The 15317-nt window shown below is 69.7% G+C and carries 20 protein-coding genes and 1 tRNA gene; 10 read left to right on the top strand and 11 right to left on the bottom strand.

What is annotated here, in order from left to right; translation table 11 throughout:
• Window position 1 precedes the first annotated feature (1 nt).
• Window positions 2–1024: a thiamine-phosphate kinase gene (gene thiL / locus VB739_RS06790; protein WP_323356336.1), complete on the bottom strand. Its 1023-nt coding sequence runs from the start codon at window positions 1022–1024 to the stop codon at window positions 2–4.
• Window positions 1017–2108 carry a peptidylprolyl isomerase gene (locus tag VB739_RS06785; RefSeq protein WP_323356335.1) on the bottom strand — a complete coding sequence of 364 codons (1092 nt, stop codon included), beginning with the start codon at window positions 2106–2108 and terminating at the stop codon, window positions 1017–1019. Before VB739_RS06785 ends, thiL begins: the two co-directional genes overlap by 8 nt.
• A gap of 110 nt (window positions 2109–2218) precedes the next feature.
• On the opposite strand from VB739_RS06785, the gene efp reads away from it, so the two are divergent.
• Both efp and accB read left to right on the top strand, forming a co-directional pair.
• Window positions 2219–2779, top strand: coding sequence for an elongation factor P (gene efp, locus VB739_RS06780; RefSeq protein ID WP_216907098.1), 561 nt, complete (start codon window positions 2219–2221; stop codon window positions 2777–2779).
• 5 nt (window positions 2780–2784) lie between these two features.
• Window positions 2785–3279: an acetyl-CoA carboxylase biotin carboxyl carrier protein gene (gene accB / locus VB739_RS06775; protein ID WP_323356334.1), complete on the top strand. Its 495-nt coding sequence runs from the start codon at window positions 2785–2787 to the stop codon at window positions 3277–3279.
• Here accB and pdxA read toward each other — a convergent pair.
• Window positions 3276–4271 carry a 4-hydroxythreonine-4-phosphate dehydrogenase PdxA gene (pdxA, locus tag VB739_RS06770; protein WP_323356333.1) on the bottom strand — a complete coding sequence of 332 codons (996 nt, stop codon included), beginning with the start codon at window positions 4269–4271 and terminating at the stop codon, window positions 3276–3278. The two genes, accB and pdxA, sit on opposite strands and share 4 nt — an antisense overlap.
• 27 nt (window positions 4272–4298) lie before the next feature.
• On the opposite strand from pdxA, the gene VB739_RS06765 reads away from it, so the two are divergent.
• On the top strand, window positions 4299–4481 hold the full coding sequence (locus tag VB739_RS06765) for a hypothetical protein (RefSeq protein WP_323356332.1): 183 nt from the start codon (window positions 4299–4301) through the stop codon (window positions 4479–4481).
• Here the strand turns inward: VB739_RS06765 and VB739_RS06760 are convergent.
• On the bottom strand, window positions 4439–5374 hold the full coding sequence (locus tag VB739_RS06760) for an NAD-dependent epimerase/dehydratase family protein (RefSeq protein ID WP_323356331.1): 936 nt from the start codon (window positions 5372–5374) through the stop codon (window positions 4439–4441). The genes VB739_RS06765 and VB739_RS06760 overlap by 43 nt on opposite strands.
• A gap of 34 nt (window positions 5375–5408) precedes the next feature.
• Between VB739_RS06760 and VB739_RS06755 the strand changes: the two genes are divergently transcribed.
• The gene (locus tag VB739_RS06755; protein WP_323356330.1) at window positions 5409–5666 is read left to right on the top strand and encodes a hypothetical protein; all 258 of its coding nucleotides are present in this window, start codon (window positions 5409–5411) and stop codon (window positions 5664–5666) included.
• On the opposite strand, the gene VB739_RS06750 is transcribed toward VB739_RS06755, so the two are convergent.
• Window positions 5612–6049: an HNH endonuclease gene (locus tag VB739_RS06750; protein ID WP_254944536.1), complete on the bottom strand. Its 438-nt coding sequence runs from the start codon at window positions 6047–6049 to the stop codon at window positions 5612–5614. The genes VB739_RS06755 and VB739_RS06750 overlap by 55 nt on opposite strands.
• A 96-nt stretch (window positions 6050–6145) precedes the next feature.
• Between VB739_RS06750 and VB739_RS06745 the strand changes: the two genes are divergently transcribed.
• Window positions 6146–7714, top strand: coding sequence for a DEAD/DEAH box helicase (locus tag VB739_RS06745; protein ID WP_323356353.1), 1569 nt, complete (start codon window positions 6146–6148; stop codon window positions 7712–7714).
• Window positions 7715–7725: 11 nt separating this feature from the next.
• Here VB739_RS06745 and VB739_RS06740 read toward each other — a convergent pair whose 3' ends face one another.
• The 3 genes from VB739_RS06740 to VB739_RS06730 form a co-directional block, all read right to left on the bottom strand.
• Complete coding sequence (locus VB739_RS06740; protein ID WP_323356329.1) at window positions 7726–8142, bottom strand: hypothetical protein; 417 nt, start codon at window positions 8140–8142, stop codon at window positions 7726–7728.
• On the bottom strand, window positions 8126–8578 hold the full coding sequence (locus VB739_RS06735) for a DUF6554 family protein (protein WP_323356328.1): 453 nt from the start codon (window positions 8576–8578) through the stop codon (window positions 8126–8128). The genes VB739_RS06740 and VB739_RS06735 overlap by 17 nt, the downstream gene beginning before the upstream one ends.
• Before the next feature lie 63 nt (window positions 8579–8641).
• A complete protein-coding gene (locus VB739_RS06730) occupies window positions 8642–9163 on the bottom strand; it encodes an AbrB family transcriptional regulator (RefSeq protein ID WP_323356352.1) in 522 nt (173 codons plus the stop codon).
• A gap of 111 nt (window positions 9164–9274) precedes the next feature.
• Here VB739_RS06730 and VB739_RS06725 point away from each other — a divergent pair, with 111 nt between their 5' ends.
• The 3 genes from VB739_RS06725 (at window position 9275) to VB739_RS06715 (ending at window position 10313) form a co-directional block, all read left to right on the top strand.
• Window positions 9275–9559: a hypothetical protein gene (locus tag VB739_RS06725; RefSeq protein WP_323356327.1), complete on the top strand. Its 285-nt coding sequence runs from the start codon at window positions 9275–9277 to the stop codon at window positions 9557–9559.
• A 50-nt stretch (window positions 9560–9609) separates the two neighbouring features.
• Window positions 9610–9861, top strand: a complete 252-nt coding sequence (locus VB739_RS06720) for a hypothetical protein (protein ID WP_323356326.1) — start codon at window positions 9610–9612, stop codon at window positions 9859–9861.
• Between the two features lie 185 nt (window positions 9862–10046).
• Entirely contained in the window at window positions 10047–10313 is a 267-nt protein-coding gene (locus tag VB739_RS06715) for a hypothetical protein (protein ID WP_323356325.1), read from the top strand.
• A gap of 283 nt (window positions 10314–10596) precedes the next feature.
• Here VB739_RS06715 and VB739_RS06710 read toward each other — a convergent pair.
• From VB739_RS06710 to VB739_RS06700, 3 genes are all read right to left on the bottom strand, one after another.
• Window positions 10597–10668, bottom strand: a tRNA-Gly gene (locus tag VB739_RS06710).
• A gap of 62 nt (window positions 10669–10730) precedes the next feature.
• Entirely contained in the window at window positions 10731–11198 is a 468-nt protein-coding gene (locus tag VB739_RS06705) for a hypothetical protein (RefSeq protein WP_323356324.1), read from the bottom strand.
• Window positions 11199–11267: 69 nt separating this feature from the next.
• Window positions 11268–12419, bottom strand: coding sequence for an alanine--glyoxylate aminotransferase family protein (locus VB739_RS06700; RefSeq protein WP_323356323.1), 1152 nt, complete (start codon window positions 12417–12419; stop codon window positions 11268–11270).
• Window positions 12420–12499: 80 nt separating this feature from the next.
• Here VB739_RS06700 and cbiD point away from each other — a divergent pair, with 80 nt between their 5' ends.
• Both cbiD and guaA read left to right on the top strand, forming a co-directional pair.
• Entirely contained in the window at window positions 12500–13633 is a 1134-nt protein-coding gene (gene cbiD, locus VB739_RS06695) for a cobalt-precorrin-5B (C(1))-methyltransferase CbiD (protein WP_323356351.1), read from the top strand.
• Window positions 13634–13680: 47 nt separating this feature from the next.
• Window positions 13681–15300 carry a glutamine-hydrolyzing GMP synthase gene (guaA, locus tag VB739_RS06690; protein WP_323356322.1) on the top strand — a complete coding sequence of 540 codons (1620 nt, stop codon included), beginning with the start codon at window positions 13681–13683 and terminating at the stop codon, window positions 15298–15300.
• Window positions 15301–15317 lie beyond the last annotated feature (17 nt).

Below are 15317 nucleotides of genomic sequence, written 5' to 3'. Positions count from 1 at the left end.
ATCAGCTGAAATGCTGGAAGCCTGCTGATGGGGGGGTGATCGCGCCTCCCCCGTCCGACCAGATCAGGGGACCCTCCGGTTGGGGGCTCTCCATGTGGCCGATGCAACGGGTTCCGGGCAGTTGCTCCACCAGGGCTGCCGCCCAGGTCGGCTCCAGAGCGAGCACCAGTTCGAAATCCTCACCGCCCCAGAGGCACCAGTCCTCGGCGGCGGCCAGGGCCTCCAACTCCGGGGCCAGGGGTAGTGCGTTGCGCTCGATCAGGGCCGTGCAGCCGCTGGCCAGCGCCAGGCAGCTCGCCGCCGCCGCCAGACCGTCGCTGCTGTCACAGCCAGCCACGCGCCAGGGGATCTCCTCCGGCCGGCTGGCGCCCAGGGCCTCCACCGCATCAAAGCGGGGCACGGGCCTTCGGTGGGCGCCGATGGCCCGTGCCTGTACGGCCGGCGCCAGGGCCGGAAGCGCCTCGTCCCGCAGCACAGCCAGGCCCAGGCGGCTCAGGCCATGGGCGCCGGTGCACACCAGCTGATCGCCCGGTTGTGCGTCCCCGCGCCGGATCGGTCCGCCGTGGCCGCGCTCCAGCCTGCCGATCGCGGTGATGGCCAGCAGTCGTTGGCGGCCGCCGCTGCAGTCGCCCCCCAGCAGCACACCGCCATGGGCAGCCAGCAGCTGCGTCAGGCCGGCGTAGGCCTCCTCCACCCACGCCCAGGGGGTGTCCCCCGGGGCCACCAGACCCACGGTGAGCCCCACGGCGTCGCGGCAGCCCATGGCCGCCAGGTCGGAGAGGTTGGCGGCGGCGGCCCGCCAGCCCACGTCCGTGGCGCCCATCGTGGCGGCGCTGAAATGGACGTCCTCCACGATCACGTCCGTGTTCACCACCAGCTGGAGACCGCCCCTGCCGGCAGGGTCGAGCAGGTCCTGAGCGAGCAGGGCGGCATCATCGCCGAACTGGCCCCGGGGCGCGAAGGCGCCGAGGCGCCGGATCAGCTCCGTTTCCCCTAGCTCCGCCAGGGTGGGCCCCTCAGGCATGGGGGCGCAGGTTGTCGGCTCCTTCGATCACCGTCGCCTTGACGATGCCGTCATCGGCGGTGAGCTCCTCAAGCACATCCAGACCATCCACCACGTAGCCGAAGGCGGCGTAGCGGCCGTCGATCAGGTTGAGACCGGCGGGGGTGAGTTCCGGCTCGAACAGGAACAGAAAGAACTGGGAGGAGCCGTCGCCCAGGGCCTCGTCGGAGTGGGCCCATCCCAGGGTGCCCTTGCTGGCGAAGGGCAGCACCGGTTCGGCCTTGAACATCCCCAGATCCTCGAAGGTCTGGTTGTAGAAGGGGGCCTCCTCACCGGGCACCTTGATTTCCAGGGGCACCTGGCGCTCCTGCTTGGTGGCGGGATCCACGTAGCCCGTCAGCGGGCCGGCGGGATCACCGGTCTGCAGCACGTAGAAGTCTTCGGCGCGGTTGAAGGGCAGGCCGTCGTAGAAGCCCCGCTGGACCAGATCGACGAAGGCGCCGGCGGTGAGGGGCGCGTTGTAACCGTCAACGACGGTGATCAGGTCGCCTTTGGTGGTGGTCAGCCGCACGCTGGCGCGGCCGAGCAACCGCGGCAGTGCATCGAACTCAGGCGGGATGGCGAAGGGGAAGTCCCCCACCAGCAGAGCTTCGGCGCGGCCGATGGCGGCGAGGGCTTCCCGGCGGGCCGCCAGGAACCCGTCCCGGTCCTGGGCTTCGCCGGCGGCGGCCAGATCCTGCAGATGGGTGCCGGCGTCGCTGAGCAGGGCCTCGGCGGTGGCCCGGTCGGCGGGGTCGAAGCTGGCCAGGATCCGCTCGCGGCTGCTGCCCAGCTGGGATTCGGCCCGGCGCACAGAGCCGGTCAGGCTGGTCCAGCGCTTGGCCCGCAGGTCGTCGCTGGTGTCCTCCAGCCGGTGCTGCAGCTTCTGAAGATCGCCCTGGTCGATGGGCAGGGCGTTGCGCAGCAGGGCGGTGGGGTCGCTGACGGCGTTGCCCTGGGGCAGGTAGGCCCAGGCGGCGGGGACCGCGAGCAGCAGGGTGAGCAGGAGGGCCAGGCTGGCCCCCAGCGTGGAGGTGAACCCGATGGGCCTGCGTCGCCGGTCCATGCTTCCCTTGTGACTGCCTGGACTTTGGCACAACCGGCCCTGGCCTCCCTTGCACGGCTCGCAGCCGTGCCTGTAGCCAGACGTACAATCCCCCGATCCGATCCGCCGGAATGATCTCCAGCAACGACTTTCGTACCGGCACAACGATCGAACTGGATGGCCAGGTCTGGCGCGTTGTCGAGTTTCTGCACGTCAAGCCCGGCAAGGGCTCGGCCTTCGTGCGCACCAAGCTCAAGGGCGTGCAGAGCGGCAACGTGGTGGAGAAGACCTTCCGTGCCGGGGAGACCATGCCCCAGGCCCAGCTGGAGAAGGCGACCCTCCAGCACACCTACATGGAGGGCGACGATTACGTCTTCATGGACATGGCCTCCTACGAGGAGACCCGTCTGACCGCCAAGCAGATCGGTGACGGCCGCAAATACCTCAAGGAAGGGATGGAGGTGAGCGTGGTCTCCTGGAACGGCAAGCCCCTCGAGGTGGAGCTGCCCAATTCGGTGGTGCTCGAAGTCACCCAGACCGACCCGGGCGTCAAGGGCGACACCGCCACCGGCGGCACCAAGCCGGCCATCGTCGAGACCGGCGCCCAGGTGATGGTGCCCCTGTTCATCACCATCGGCGAGAAGATCAAGGTCGACACCCGTACCGACAGTTATCTGGGCCGGGAGTCCTGATCGCCATGCAGCTCGATCACGACCAACTGCGCCAGTTGCTGGCCCTGCTCGGGGACAGCGACATCCAGGAGCTCAAGCTCGAAGGAGACGATTTCCGTCTGGAGGTGCGCCGCAACCTGCCGTCGCCGGCACCGGCCACGGTCTCCATGGTGCAGGCTCCAGCCGGGCCGCCCCCGCTCGCCCCCATGCCCGCCGCCCCGGTCGGCGCCGCCTCCGGTCCTTCGGCGCCACCGCCACCGGCCGCCTCGGTGCGCAGCGACCTGCAGGCCGTCACCGCTCCGATGGTGGGCACTTTCTACCGCTCCTCGGCACCGGGTGAGGACCCTTTTGTGGAGGTCGGCAGTCGCATCAGCGCCGGCCAGCCCGTCTGCATCCTCGAAGCGATGAAGCTGATGAACGAGCTCGAATGCGAGTTCAGCGGCGAAGTGGTGGAGATCCTGGTGGAGAACGGCACCCCGGTGGAATTCGGTCAGGTGCTGATGCGCATCAAGGCGGCCTAGCCCAGCTCCCAGGCGGTGTGGATCGCCGCCGCCATGCTGTCGGCCCGGGCCACGCCCCGGCCGGCGATTCCGAAGGCGGTGCCGTGGTCGGGGGAGGTGCGCAGGAAGGGCAGCCCCAGGGTGGTGTTGACGGCGGCGTCGAAGGCCAGCAGCTTCACGGGGATCAGCCCCTGGTCGTGATAAAGGGCCAGATAGCCGTCCGCCCCGGCGCCTTCCCCTTTCCAGGCCGCTGCCGCCTCCAGCCAGCAGGTGTCCGGCGGCACGGGCCCCTCCAGCCGCACCTCCGGATGCAGGCCCTGCCACCGCTGCAGGGTGGCGATCAGCCAGTCCTGCTCCTCCCGGCCCAGATGCCCCCCTTCGCCGGCATGGGGGTTGAGGCCCGCCACCACCAGCCGCGGCCGGCCCTCGAACCGACGGCAGAAGGCCAGCAGGGCCTCCAACCGCCGGCTCACCAGCTCCGGAGTGAGCCGACGGCTCACCTCGGCCAGGGGGATGTGGGTGGTGGCCAGGAGCGTGTTGAGCCGCCAGCCGCCGCCGGGGGCCAGGGCGGTGAACAACATGCCGGCGTCGGCGCTGCCGGTGAGTTCCGCCAACCGCTCTGTCTGGCCGGGATAGGCATGGCCGGCCGCCTGCCAGCTGGCCTTGGCGATCGGGGCGGTCACCAGGGCCCGGCCGCCGCCGGCCCCCACCAGCGCCACGGCCCGGGTCAGCCAGGCGAAACTCGCGGCGCCGGCGGCGGCGCTGCTGACCCCCGGGACGACCGGCTGCTCCAGGGGCACGTCCTCCAGGGCGAAGTCGTCGGGGTCGGCCAGGGGAGCGTTGCTGCACGCCAGCAATTGACGGTGGCAGTCGCGCAGCCAGCGGCTGCAGCCCACCAGCACCACCTCCTGGCCGGCGGGGCGTGGCTGGGCGAGGGCCTTGAGGGTGACCTCGGCGCCGATGCCGGCGGGATCCCCCAGGGCGATGACAAGGCGATCCGCTGTAGTTTTCATGCCATCGGGGGTTGTCGGGGTCGGTCCATGGTCCGCTTGCTGCTACTGGGTGCGCTGCTGCTGGGCGGAGGGGTCGCTTTCCGCAACGAATGGGTCGTGGTGGACTGGCAGAAGATGGGCAAGGACACGGGCGTCTCCAACCTGATCGATCCCTCGATCTTCGGCGCTCAGAAGAAGTCCCCGGTGCAGGACGACAGGCCCTCCCGGTAGGTGGGATAGAGCAGGCGGTAACCGAGATCCTCCCGGAGCCTTCGGCTGCTGGTGCGTCGATTCTCGCTCCAGAAGCTGCGGGCCATCGGTCCCATGCTGGGCGCCACGTCGGCGTAGCGCTGCACGTCCGGCAGCTTGCAGCCCAGCAGGTGGGCGGCCAGGCCCAGGATCTCGCTGGAGGGGCACGGGAAGGTGTCCGCCAGGATCAGGGTGTCGGGCCGGGCCTGGGGCGGCAGGGCGATGGTGTGCAGCACAGCCCCGACGATGTCGTCAACGTGCACCCGGGAGAACACCTGGCCCGGCTTGTGGATCAGCCGCGCCGTGCCCTTGCGCAGGTTCAGCATCGGATTGCGACCGGGGCCGTAGATGGCCGGTAGTCGCAGCAGCTGTACCGCCAGGCCGCTGCGGCGCCAGGCCTGCTCACAGGCCAGCCGGGCCTGGCTCCGCTCCAGCAGCGGCCGGGTCGGACTCGTCTCGTCCACCCAGGCACCATCGGTGTCGCCGTAGACCCCGGTGGTGGAGAGGTAGCCCACCCAGGCCGGATCGAGGCGCCGCAACTGGGCCTCCAGCGACTCGAGCACCGGATCCCGGCCGCCGGCATTGGGCGGGATCGTCACCAGCACATGGCTCACCCCGGCCAGGTCCGCCGCGGTGGGCAGGGCCCCCTGGTCGGGATCGAAGTGCAGCCAGCCCGGGTCGTTGGCGCCGGGGGAGGGCTGGCGGTGGGTGAGCAGCACAGGCACCCCGGCCGCCTCCAGCGCCTGGGCCACACGCCGCCCGGTGTAGCCCCCGCCGAGCACCAGCAGCCGGCCGATGGCAGCGGCGGCAGCGGTAAGGGCCGGGTGATCGATCCGATCGGCAACGGCCACCGGGTTGACAGATTCCGTCGACATCAGTACATCTGTATCACTGTCGGATCCCCATCCCGTGACCACCTCATCGTTTCAGGCCAGTCTCCCTGTCGGCCTCGCACCGGCGCTCACCACGGGCCGCCCCTTCCGCCGCCCCATCGCCAGCGGCGGCGGCAGCCGCCTGGCTTCGATGCCCCGGGCGCGGGCCACCACCCCCCTGCTGCTGGCCGTTGGGCTGGTGCTCGGGGCCGTGCTGCTGGCGCCGGAGCAGCCCCGCGATCAGGAGGCCATCTGCCACCGCCACAACGGCGTGGAGGCCTGCCGGGTCTGGTGAGTCACTTCGGCCTCGGCCGCCGTGGCTGTCTCCGCTTCAACGGGCGCCACCCACTGCAGCAGCCGCAGTGCCAGGCGCAGGTCGCCATCGGTCCAGGCCCGCAGGGCCATCGCCCGGCGCGGGTCGTAGAAGGGCTGGCTGCGGTACCAGGTGAAGGCATCGCTGTCGCCCTTGCGGCCGTTGCAGCCCAGGCAGGCCGGCACACAATTTTCGGTGATGCTCTGGCCGCCGCGGCTCAGCGGATGCACGTGGTCGATGGATTCGGAGGCTTCGCCGCAATACAGGCACCGACGACCGGTCATCCGGTGCAGCGACTGTCGCCATCGTCGCGCTCGCAGCTTGGGGCAGAGATCTTCGAGAAAGACTCCATCCCTGGCCTGCATCAGCGCGCCTCGGTTGGCGGAAGTTTGCCCTCAGCGCCCCGGGTGTCAATGTGTTCTTGATTGCTTTTTGCCGCATTGGCCACCCCCCTGGTGCAGATGCGCCTGGGCGCCTCGGGTCTGATCGAAGTCGTCAGTCCCTTCGATGCGGTGACCCAGGCGCACCTGCGGGCCATCCGCCCCCGCGGGCAGTGGCTCAGCCGCCGGGGCTGCTGGCAGTTTCCCCTTGAGGCGGCCGCAGCGCTGCAGCTGCAGTGCGCCGGCCGCTTCCCGGTCACCCCGGAGCTGGAGCAGTGGTTCGCCTGGCTCTCGCAGCCCCTGCCGCCCCTGCCCCCGCACCGGGCCCTGGTGGCGGCGGCCGCCGCCGAGGAGAACATGCCTGATGGCCGCCAGCTGTTCCGCCACCAGCGGCAGGCGGTGCGCTGGTTGCTGGCCCGGCGCGGGGCCGTGCTGGCCGATGCGATGGGCCTCGGCAAGACCCTCAGCGCCCTGGTGGCGGGTCGTGCCCTGGTGCGCCTGGCCGACTGCCGGCTGGTGGTGGTGGCCCCGGCGGGGTTGCATCACCACTGGCGGCAGGAGGCGGCGGGACTGGGTCTGCGGCTGGAGCTGCACAGCTGGGCCCGTCTGCCCGCCGAGCTGCCGGACGCTGGCACGGTGCTGATCGCCGATGAGGCCCACTTCGCCCAGACGATCCATGCCGCTCGCACCCAGGCCTTCCTGCGGCTGGCTCGCCACCCGCGCCTGCGGGCGATCTGGCTGCTCTCCGGCACGCCGATGAAGAACGGTCGGCCGATCCAGTTGTTTCCCCTGCTGGCGGCCATCGGCCATCCCCTGGGGGCCGACCAGCGCCACTTCGAGGAGCGCTACTGCCAGGGGCACTGGCGCGAGCAGGGGGGGCGGCGGATCTGGCAGGCCAGCGGCGCCAGCCACCTGGAGGAGCTGCAGCGGTTGGTGCGCCCCCTGGTGCTGCATCGGCGTAAGGGGCAGTGCCTCGACCTGCCCCCCAAGCAGCGGCTGGAGCGGCCCGTGAGCCTCGACGCCGCCGAGGCCGAGGCCTTCGAGCGGGCCCTGCAGGAGCGGATTGACGACTACCGCCGCCGGGCCTGGGCCGGTGAGGTGCGCCGCGATGCCGAAGCCCTCGCCGTGTTCACGGCCCTGCGCCAGATCGCTTCGCGCCACAAGCTGGCCGCCACCTCCGAGCTGGTCGCCGACCTGCGGGACCGCGGCGAAGCGGTGGTGGTGTTCACGGCTTTCGTGGCCACCGCCCTGGCCCTGCACCGGCAGCTCGGCCACGGTGATGACGGGGGCCCCCTGGTCGGTGCCGTGCCCCCGGCCCGGCGGCAGAGGCTGGTGGATGCCTTTCAGTCGGGGCGCAGCCCCGTGCTGATCGCCACCTACGGCACCGGGGGCCTGGGGTTCACCCTGCACCGGGCCCGGCACGTGGTGCTGGTCGAACGGCCCTGGACCCCGGGCGACGCCGAGCAGGCCGAAGACCGCTGCCACCGGATCGGCATGGGCGCCGCGCTCACCAGCCACTGGCTGCAACTGGGCGTCGCCGATCGACTGGTGGACGACCTGATCGCCAGCAAGGCCGAACGGATTTCCTTGCTGCTACAGCGCCAGCGGGCCTTGCCGGCGCTGGTGCGCCAGTGGCTCGACACCGTCTAGGGCGGCGTGACTCAGCCCCCCGCTCTGGCGGGTTCGTCCTCGGTGCAGCTGCGCTGCCGCACCTCCAGGTCCTGGCGCAGGATCGGATCCAACTTGCCCTTGGGCACCGCGGCGGCGAGCGTAGTGGCTCGGGCGATGTCCCGGCAGGCGGCGGCGGTGTTCCCGGCCAGGGTGTGCAGCAGGAACCGCTCGTTCAGGGGGCCAGGATCCTTCGGGAAGGCCGCCACCACCTTGTCGCACTGCTGCAGCGCGCTGGGGAGATCCTCCAGCTTCACGGTGCGCAGGCAGTCCTCACGGGTGATCGGTCGCTGGGGCAGGGGCTGCTCGACGCAGCCGCCGAGCACCAGGGCCAGCAGCAGCACAAGGGAAGGCCGTCGCTGGCGCGCGGTGGGGGCATGCAGGCCGGCCCGCTCAGTTGTAACGCTCACTCCGGGTCATGCCGCTGCCACCAGCCTTACCACCGCCGACGACCGAGATGGCGGTGGGGCTGGGTTCGGGGCTGGTGGCGGTGCTGCCGGGGGTGCGCGGTGCATACAGATCGCCCAGGAACCGGCCGCAATCGGGGAAGGTGCCGGGGTTCTGAACCACGGCCTCGGTGATCATCACCGCGGCATGTTCAGGGGAGGTCTTGAACATGCCCGAGCCCTGGCGCTTGATCAGGGCATAGGCGGCCGTCCAGCTGACTTCGTGGACGTTGCCGTTGTTGCGCATGAAGCAGTACACCTGGGCGCCCTTGCCTCCGGGCCCCTCGATGTCGTTGCCAGCACGGGCGCTCTGCGCCGTGCCGGCGGTGGCCAGCAGGCCGGCTGCCGCCGCCAGGCCGAGGGAGCCCAGTCGGCGAAGGAGAAAGTGGCGTGTGGCCATTGGACCGTAAGGGAAGAACGAGGTGGCCCAACGTATCGACCCCTGCGCTGCTGTCCAGGGTGGTCAGCCGCCTGGCGGGGCGGCGGTGGCGGGGAGCACCAGCTTCACCACCAGCGGCAGGATCACCAGCACGGTGATCAGCCGCACCGCGTGCAGGCTGGCCACGGCCGCCCCGACGCCGAACTCCGCCCCGACCAGGCTCATGCCGCTGATGCCCCCCGGGGCCGCTCCCAGCAGGGCCACCACCGGGTCGACGCCCATCAGGCGGCTGCAACCGAAGCCCACCACCAGGCCGGTGATCACCAGGGTGACCGTGATCAGCAGGGCTGGCCGCCACAGCTGACGCAGTTCCAGCAAGGCCGTGCCGGTGAGGCCGGTGCCGATCACCGTGCCGATGCCGATTTCCAGCAGGGTGCGGGACCCGACCGGCCACTGGGCCACCTCGAGCCGGCCCGTCACGCTGACCAGGGCGGCCCCCAGCAGGGCCCCGGCCAGCGGAGCCGCCGGGATACCGGTGCGCAGGGCCAGCAGGCCGCCGGCGAGCCCTCCCACCACATAGAGCAACAGATGCCAGGGCTGGTGCATCGCCATGGAGCCCGATCAACAGGGCCCACTCTGGGAGATCGCTGCCGCTGATGCTTGAGGCGGCCGCCCAGGTGTGTTGTCATGCGGCACAGCCCCGTTGCTTTCCCCGCCATGGCCCCCGCCTCGGTGTCGTTCCGCATCAGCCGCAATGCTGAAGATCTCGCCGAAACCATCCATGCCCTCTCCCAGCGCCTGGTGACCCTGGAGCAGCGTCTGGCGGCGATGGAACTGCAGGCGTCGAACCAGGCCCGCCCGGAGCCGGAAGAACTGGCCAGCCTCGACAACGTCGAGCGTCTGCTGCAGGACTGCCGCCATCTGCTGGAGATCGGCGTCAGCTCCGAGGCACCCCCTGTGGTCGCCAGCCTCGACGACATTCCCTACCCTTCCGCCGCCTGAGGCCGCGCACCCCCCTGGTCAGGGGTGTCAAAATGAAAAGAAAGGTGGTCATGGCCTTCCCCACTTCCCCTTACCAGTCCTCTTCCAACACCCTTCACGGGCAAAGCGCCGCCGCTCGCGCGGCCATCCCTGCCCCCCACTGCCAGCTCCGCAGCCACTCCCAGGAGGAAGGTGACCACCAGCTTGAAAAGCTGGAGTTCGCCCTCGCCGTCGCCCTCACCCGCGGCGATCACCAGCGCTCTGACCAGCTTCGCTGCCAGATCGCCGCCCTGGGTGGGAATCAGGAAGAACCGGGCACCTGAACAGCCCGGGCGATGACGATGGGAGAGACCATTCAAAATCTCCCCAATCATCTCTTTTTGGGGCCAGAGGCCTCCTGATGGCTCTGGACCATATGTTGTGCAGTAAGATCCCAAAACGAAGGGGACTGTTGGATGCCAACGGACCCGTTGTGAATGTCTTTGATAGTGCGACATCCTCGCCGGCCATGACTGTCTCCAACCCGACTGCCCCCGTCACCTTGACGCTGGACGCCCCACTTCGTGCAAGGTCCAGCGTCTCGCCGCTGTCCGATCCCACCGCTCGCCAGCGCCTGCTGCTCCAGGCGGCCACCCTCAATGAACAGGCGCGTGTGGCGGCCACCGGTGGTGATCTTGAAACCTCGGCGCGGGCGATCTTGGTGGCCCTTGATTGCGAGCGGCGCGCCGGTGGCCTCGGTCTACAGGTGCTGCAGCTGATCAAACCCCGCCCCTGATCGCGCTTGTTCAGCCCCTGGCGGCATCGCGCTTGCAAACCGCGTTGGGCGGGCGAAACCACCTCAACGTCCGGTCGCTTTGATCGCCATACCGTTGATGTAGGTGAATGGGGCTCCGATGAAACATCTGCGCGATTCCCAATCGATTGGAGTGCAGGCAGAGACACAGCCCGAATCGGTCTCAAAATGACATCTTGGCTAGAGCTGCTTCATGCAGGACAAGTGGGCAATCGGCACCGCTCCTTGCTGCTTTTCAGGGCTTCTTTCTGTGAAGACTTCAACAAGCGGGTGACCGGATTCGAACCGGCGACGTTCAGCTTGGGAAGCTGACATTCTACCACTGAATTACACCCGCATTGGATCACACTAGCAAGGCCCCGGGCGCCTTTCGGGCGCCCAGAGCCACTGCAGCGCCTGTCAGGGCTTGCTGGGGGCCGCCGGAGCCGGCTCCTCGCACTGCACGGCCGCGGAGAGCGCCCTGCGGGCGGCGATGACCGCCAGGGCCTTGGGCTTCAGCTCATTGGCGGCCTGTTCAAGCGTCTGCGTCTTGTTGGCGGAGGCTGCGGCCACCTCCCCACGGAAGCCTTCAAGCACCTTGCGGAAAGCCTCCACCCGCAGTTTCTGCAGCTGGTTCTCCGAGGTCTGCAGGGTCGCGATCGACTGCTCCAGCTTCTGCTGGGCCGCCTTCGCTTCCCCCACGGTGGAGGTGGGTGTCAGGGCGGCCACCTGTTCCAGGGCCTGATTCACCGTGGTCAGCTCGGTGCAGATCCTGGCTTCCGTCTTCTTGGTCTGCTGGGAGAGGTCGGCGCGCTGGCAACCGGCCGTCGCCAGACCCAGGCAGAGGGCGGCGGCAAGGGGGAGGCGGCGCAGGGAAGCAAGGGCCATGGCGTCAAAAAGCGTCCACCATGAACTTAATTCGCCTCTCGCCACCCCGCAACGCCGCCGTCTGGGGGCTCAGCCGGCCAGAGCTGCCGCCGCCGCCGCCACGCCTGCCCCCGTTGGGGCCTTGGCCAGGCCCAGGGCCTGCAGGGTGGCCTCGATGGCCGCCACGGCCGTGAGCACGTCGCGGTCGCAGACGAAGCCCAGGTGGCCGATGCGGAACACCTTGCCCTTGAGGTGGTCCTGGCCGCCGGCCAGCAGGATGTCGAAACGCTCCTTGACGTGCTTGCGCAGGACCTCGGCATCGAGGCCCTCCGGGGCCACCGCCGTGATCGCCGGGCTGCCATGGCCCTCGGCCGCGTAGAGCGGCAGACCGATCGCCTTCATCGCCGCCTGGGTGGCGCGCCGATGGCGAGCGTGGCGGGCGAAGATCGCTTCCAGACCCTCCTTCTGCATCATCCCCAGGGCGGCCTCGAGGGCGAAGTAGAGATTGATCGCCGGGGTGAAGGGGTTGCTGTCATCGTCAGCGGCTTTGCGGTACTTGCCCAGATCCAGATAGAACTTGGGCAGGTCGGAGCGCTCGTAGGCCGTCCAGGCCCGCTCGCTCATGGCCACGAAGCTGAGGCCCGGCGGCATCATGTAGCCCTTCTGGGAGCCGGAGCCCACCACGTCCACGCCCCAGGCGTCCATGGGCACGTCGCAGGCCCCCAGGCTGGTGACGCAGTCGGCGATCGTGAGCGCCGTGCCGTGGGCTTTGACATGGCCGGCGATGGCCTGCAGGTCGTTGATCACCCCGGTGGAGGTTTCTGAGTGGGTGAGGATCACGCCCCGGATCTCCTTGGCGGTGTCGGCTTCGAGGGCGGCGCGGAAGGCCTCCGGATCGAGGGGCTGGCCCCATTCCGCCTTGATCACCTCCACGGTCAGCCCGTAGGCCTTCGCCACCTTCACCCAGCGTTCGCCGAACTTACCGTTGTCGCCGCAGAGCACCTTGTCGCCGCGGCTGAGGGTGTTGACGATCGCCGCCTCCATCGCTGCGGTGCCGCTGCCGGTAAGCACCAGCACGTGGCCCTTGGTCTGGTGCAGCCACTGCAGCTGCTCGGTGGTGCGCCGCACGATCTTCTGGAAATCGCCGCTGCGGTGGCCGATCGGATGGCGGGCCATGGCCTGCAGGACGGTCTCCGGCACCGGGGTGGGGCCGGGGATCATCAGAGTGAGCTTGTCCTGCATGAGCGGTGGGGAGCGAAGGAGCGCGGGCCCGGCGGAGGCAAGGCGATCGACCACCATAAAAAACAGCGTTCCCGCCCGCCATCGATTCCCTGCGCCCCCCCTCCGCGCCCCAGCGGGGATTCACCCTGCCGGTCTGGCTGACGGCTGCGGCCCGCGCCGCTCTCGGGGCCTTGCAAGGGGAGCCCTTCAACACCGCCGTGCCCCTGGAACTCCTGCAGCCGCAGGGGGTGGTGCCGATCCCCGTGCGGGCCGCCGCGCGGCTGGGGGAGGGTCTGGCCCTGGGGGAAAGCTGTTGTGATCCGGGCGAGGGGCTCGATCTCACCCGCGGCCTGGTGGTCTGGGTGCTGGCCCGCTGGCTCCCGGGCGACGGGCCCTGGCTGTGGCTGGAGCCAGGCGAGGGTGTGGGGGTGCACGAGGCCAGCGGTGAGGCCTGCCTGTCCGCCTATGCCCAGCGGCTGCTGGAGGCGAACCTGCGGCCCCTGGTCCCGGCCGGTCGCCGACTCGGGCTCACGCTGGTGCTCCCCGACGGCCGCCGCCTGGCGGAGCGCACCAGCAATGCGGCCTTCGGCGTGGTGGACGGGCTGGCCCTGATCGGCACCCAGGCCGAGGTGCAGGCGGGCGCCGATCCAGACCAGCTCGCGCGCACCCTGGCTGAGCTGGCTGGGCGGGTCGCCGCGCCGGGATTCGACGGCGACCTGGTGCTGGTGATCGGTGAGAACGGCCTCGATCTGGCCCCGCGGCTGGGACTGCCGCCACAGCTTCTGCTCAAGGCGGGCAACTGGCTCGGGCCGGTGCTGGTGGCGGCCGCCGAAGCGGGGGTGGAACGGCTGCTGCTGTTCGGCTACCAGGGCAAGTTGATCAAGCTGGCTGGCGGCATCTTCCACACCCACCACCACCTGGCCGATGGCCGCGCCGAGGTGCTCACCGCCCTGGCCGCCCTGGAGGGGGCCAGCGGATCCACGCTTGAAGCCCTGCATGGGGCCGCCACGGTGGAGGCGGCCCTGGCCGGCCTTGAGCAGGCCGATCCCGAGCTGGCCGCGCGCCTGCGGGCACGCATCGCCGCCGCCATCGAAAGCCGTTGCCAGGCCTACCTGGCCAGCCATGGCGCCCCGGCGGTCGCCGTGGGGGCAGCCCTGTTCGACCGCGGTCGCCAGGTGAGGGTCTGCGGTCCGGCGGGGGCGGAGCTGATGGAGCGTTTCAGGGGCGCGACCTAGGGTGCAGGCACCGATACCGGGCCCTGGCCCTGCCCGCCTTCGAGCCGATGTCCCAAACGCCGCAGACCGCTCCATCGGGTTCGGAACGGGACCATGCCAGCGGTTCCAGTCGTCCCCCGGCCATTGTCATCCTGGATTTCGGTTCCCAGTACTCCGAACTGATCGCCCGCCGGGTTCGCGAAACGGAGGTGTTCTCCCTGGTGATGGGGTATGCCACCACCGCCGCAGAACTCAAGGCCCTGGCCCCGAAGGGGATCATCCTCAGCGGCGGTCCCAGTTCCGTCTACGAGGAGGGGGCCCCTCTCTGCGATCCCGGCCTCTGGGATCTGGGCATCCCGGTGCTCGGAGTCTGCTACGGCATGCAGCTGATGGTGCAGCAACTGGGCGGATCGGTGGTGGCGGCCGGCCGGGCTGAATACGGCAAGGCGCCGCTCCATGTCGACGACCCGGTTGATCTGCTCACCAACGTCGCCAGTGGCTCGACGATGTGGATGAGCCATGGTGATTCGGTGGAGGCGCTGCCCGACGGCTTCGTGCGCCTCGCCCACACCGACAACACCCCCGAGGCCGCGGTGGCCAACCATGCCCGCCGCCTGTACGGGGTGCAGTTCCACCCTGAGGTGGTGCATTCCAGCGGCGGCATGGTGATGATCCGCAATTTTGTCTATCACATCTGCGGCTGCACCCCCGACTGGACCACGGCCGCGTTCATCGACGAGGCCATCGGCGAGGTGCGCGCCCAGGTGGGCGAGAAGCGGGTGTTGCTGGCCCTCTCGGGCGGGGTCGATTCCTCCACCCTGGCCTTCCTGCTGCACCAGGCGATCGGCGATCGCCTCACCTGCATGTTCATCGACCAGGGCTTCATGCGCAAAGGGGAGCCGGAATTCCTGATGGAGTTCTTCGATCAGCAGTTCCACATCAACGTGGAATACATCAATGCCCGTGAGCGCTTCATCTCCAAGCTCGCCGGCATCACCGACCCCGAAGAGAAGCGCAAAATCATCGGCACCGAGTTCATCCGGGTGTTCGAGGAGGAAAGCCGCCGCCTCGGCCCCTTCGACTATCTGGCCCAGGGCACGCTGTATCCGGATGTGATCGAATCGGCCGGCACCAACGTCGACCCCAAGACCGGCGAGCGGGTGGCGGTGAAGATCAAGAGTCACCACAACGTGGGCGGCCTGCCCAAGGATCTGCAGTTCAAGTTGGTGGAACCGCTGCGCCGCCTGTTCAAGGACGAGGTGCGCAAGGTGGGCCGCAGCCTGGGCCTGCCCCAGGAGATCGTCGGGCGCCACCCGTTCCCGGGCCCCGGCCTGGCGATCCGCATCCTGGGGGAGGTCACCGACGACAAGCTCGACATCCTGCGGGACGCCGATCTGATCGTGCGCGAGGAGGTGCGCGACGCCGGCCTTTACGACGAGATCTGGCAGGCCTTCGCCGTGCTGCTTCCGGTGCGCAGCGTCGGGGTGATGGGCGACAAGCGCACCTACGCCTATCCGATCGTGCTGCGCTGCGTCTCCTCCGAGGACGGCATGACCGCCGACTGGTCGCGCCTGCCCTACGACCTGCTGGAGCTGATCTCCAACCGCATCGTCAACGAGGTGCGGGGGGTGAATCGGGTGGTACTCGACATCACCAGCAAGCCCCCCGGCACGATCGAGTGGGAGTAGGCGGGTCCCCAGGCTGG

This window comes from Cyanobium gracile UHCC 0281 (genome assembly GCF_034931305.1).
In the GTDB taxonomy this organism is placed as follows: Bacteria; Cyanobacteriota; Cyanobacteriia; order PCC-6307; family Cyanobiaceae; genus Cyanobium; species Cyanobium gracile_A.
This window is presented reverse-complemented; position numbering and strand designations above follow the sequence as displayed.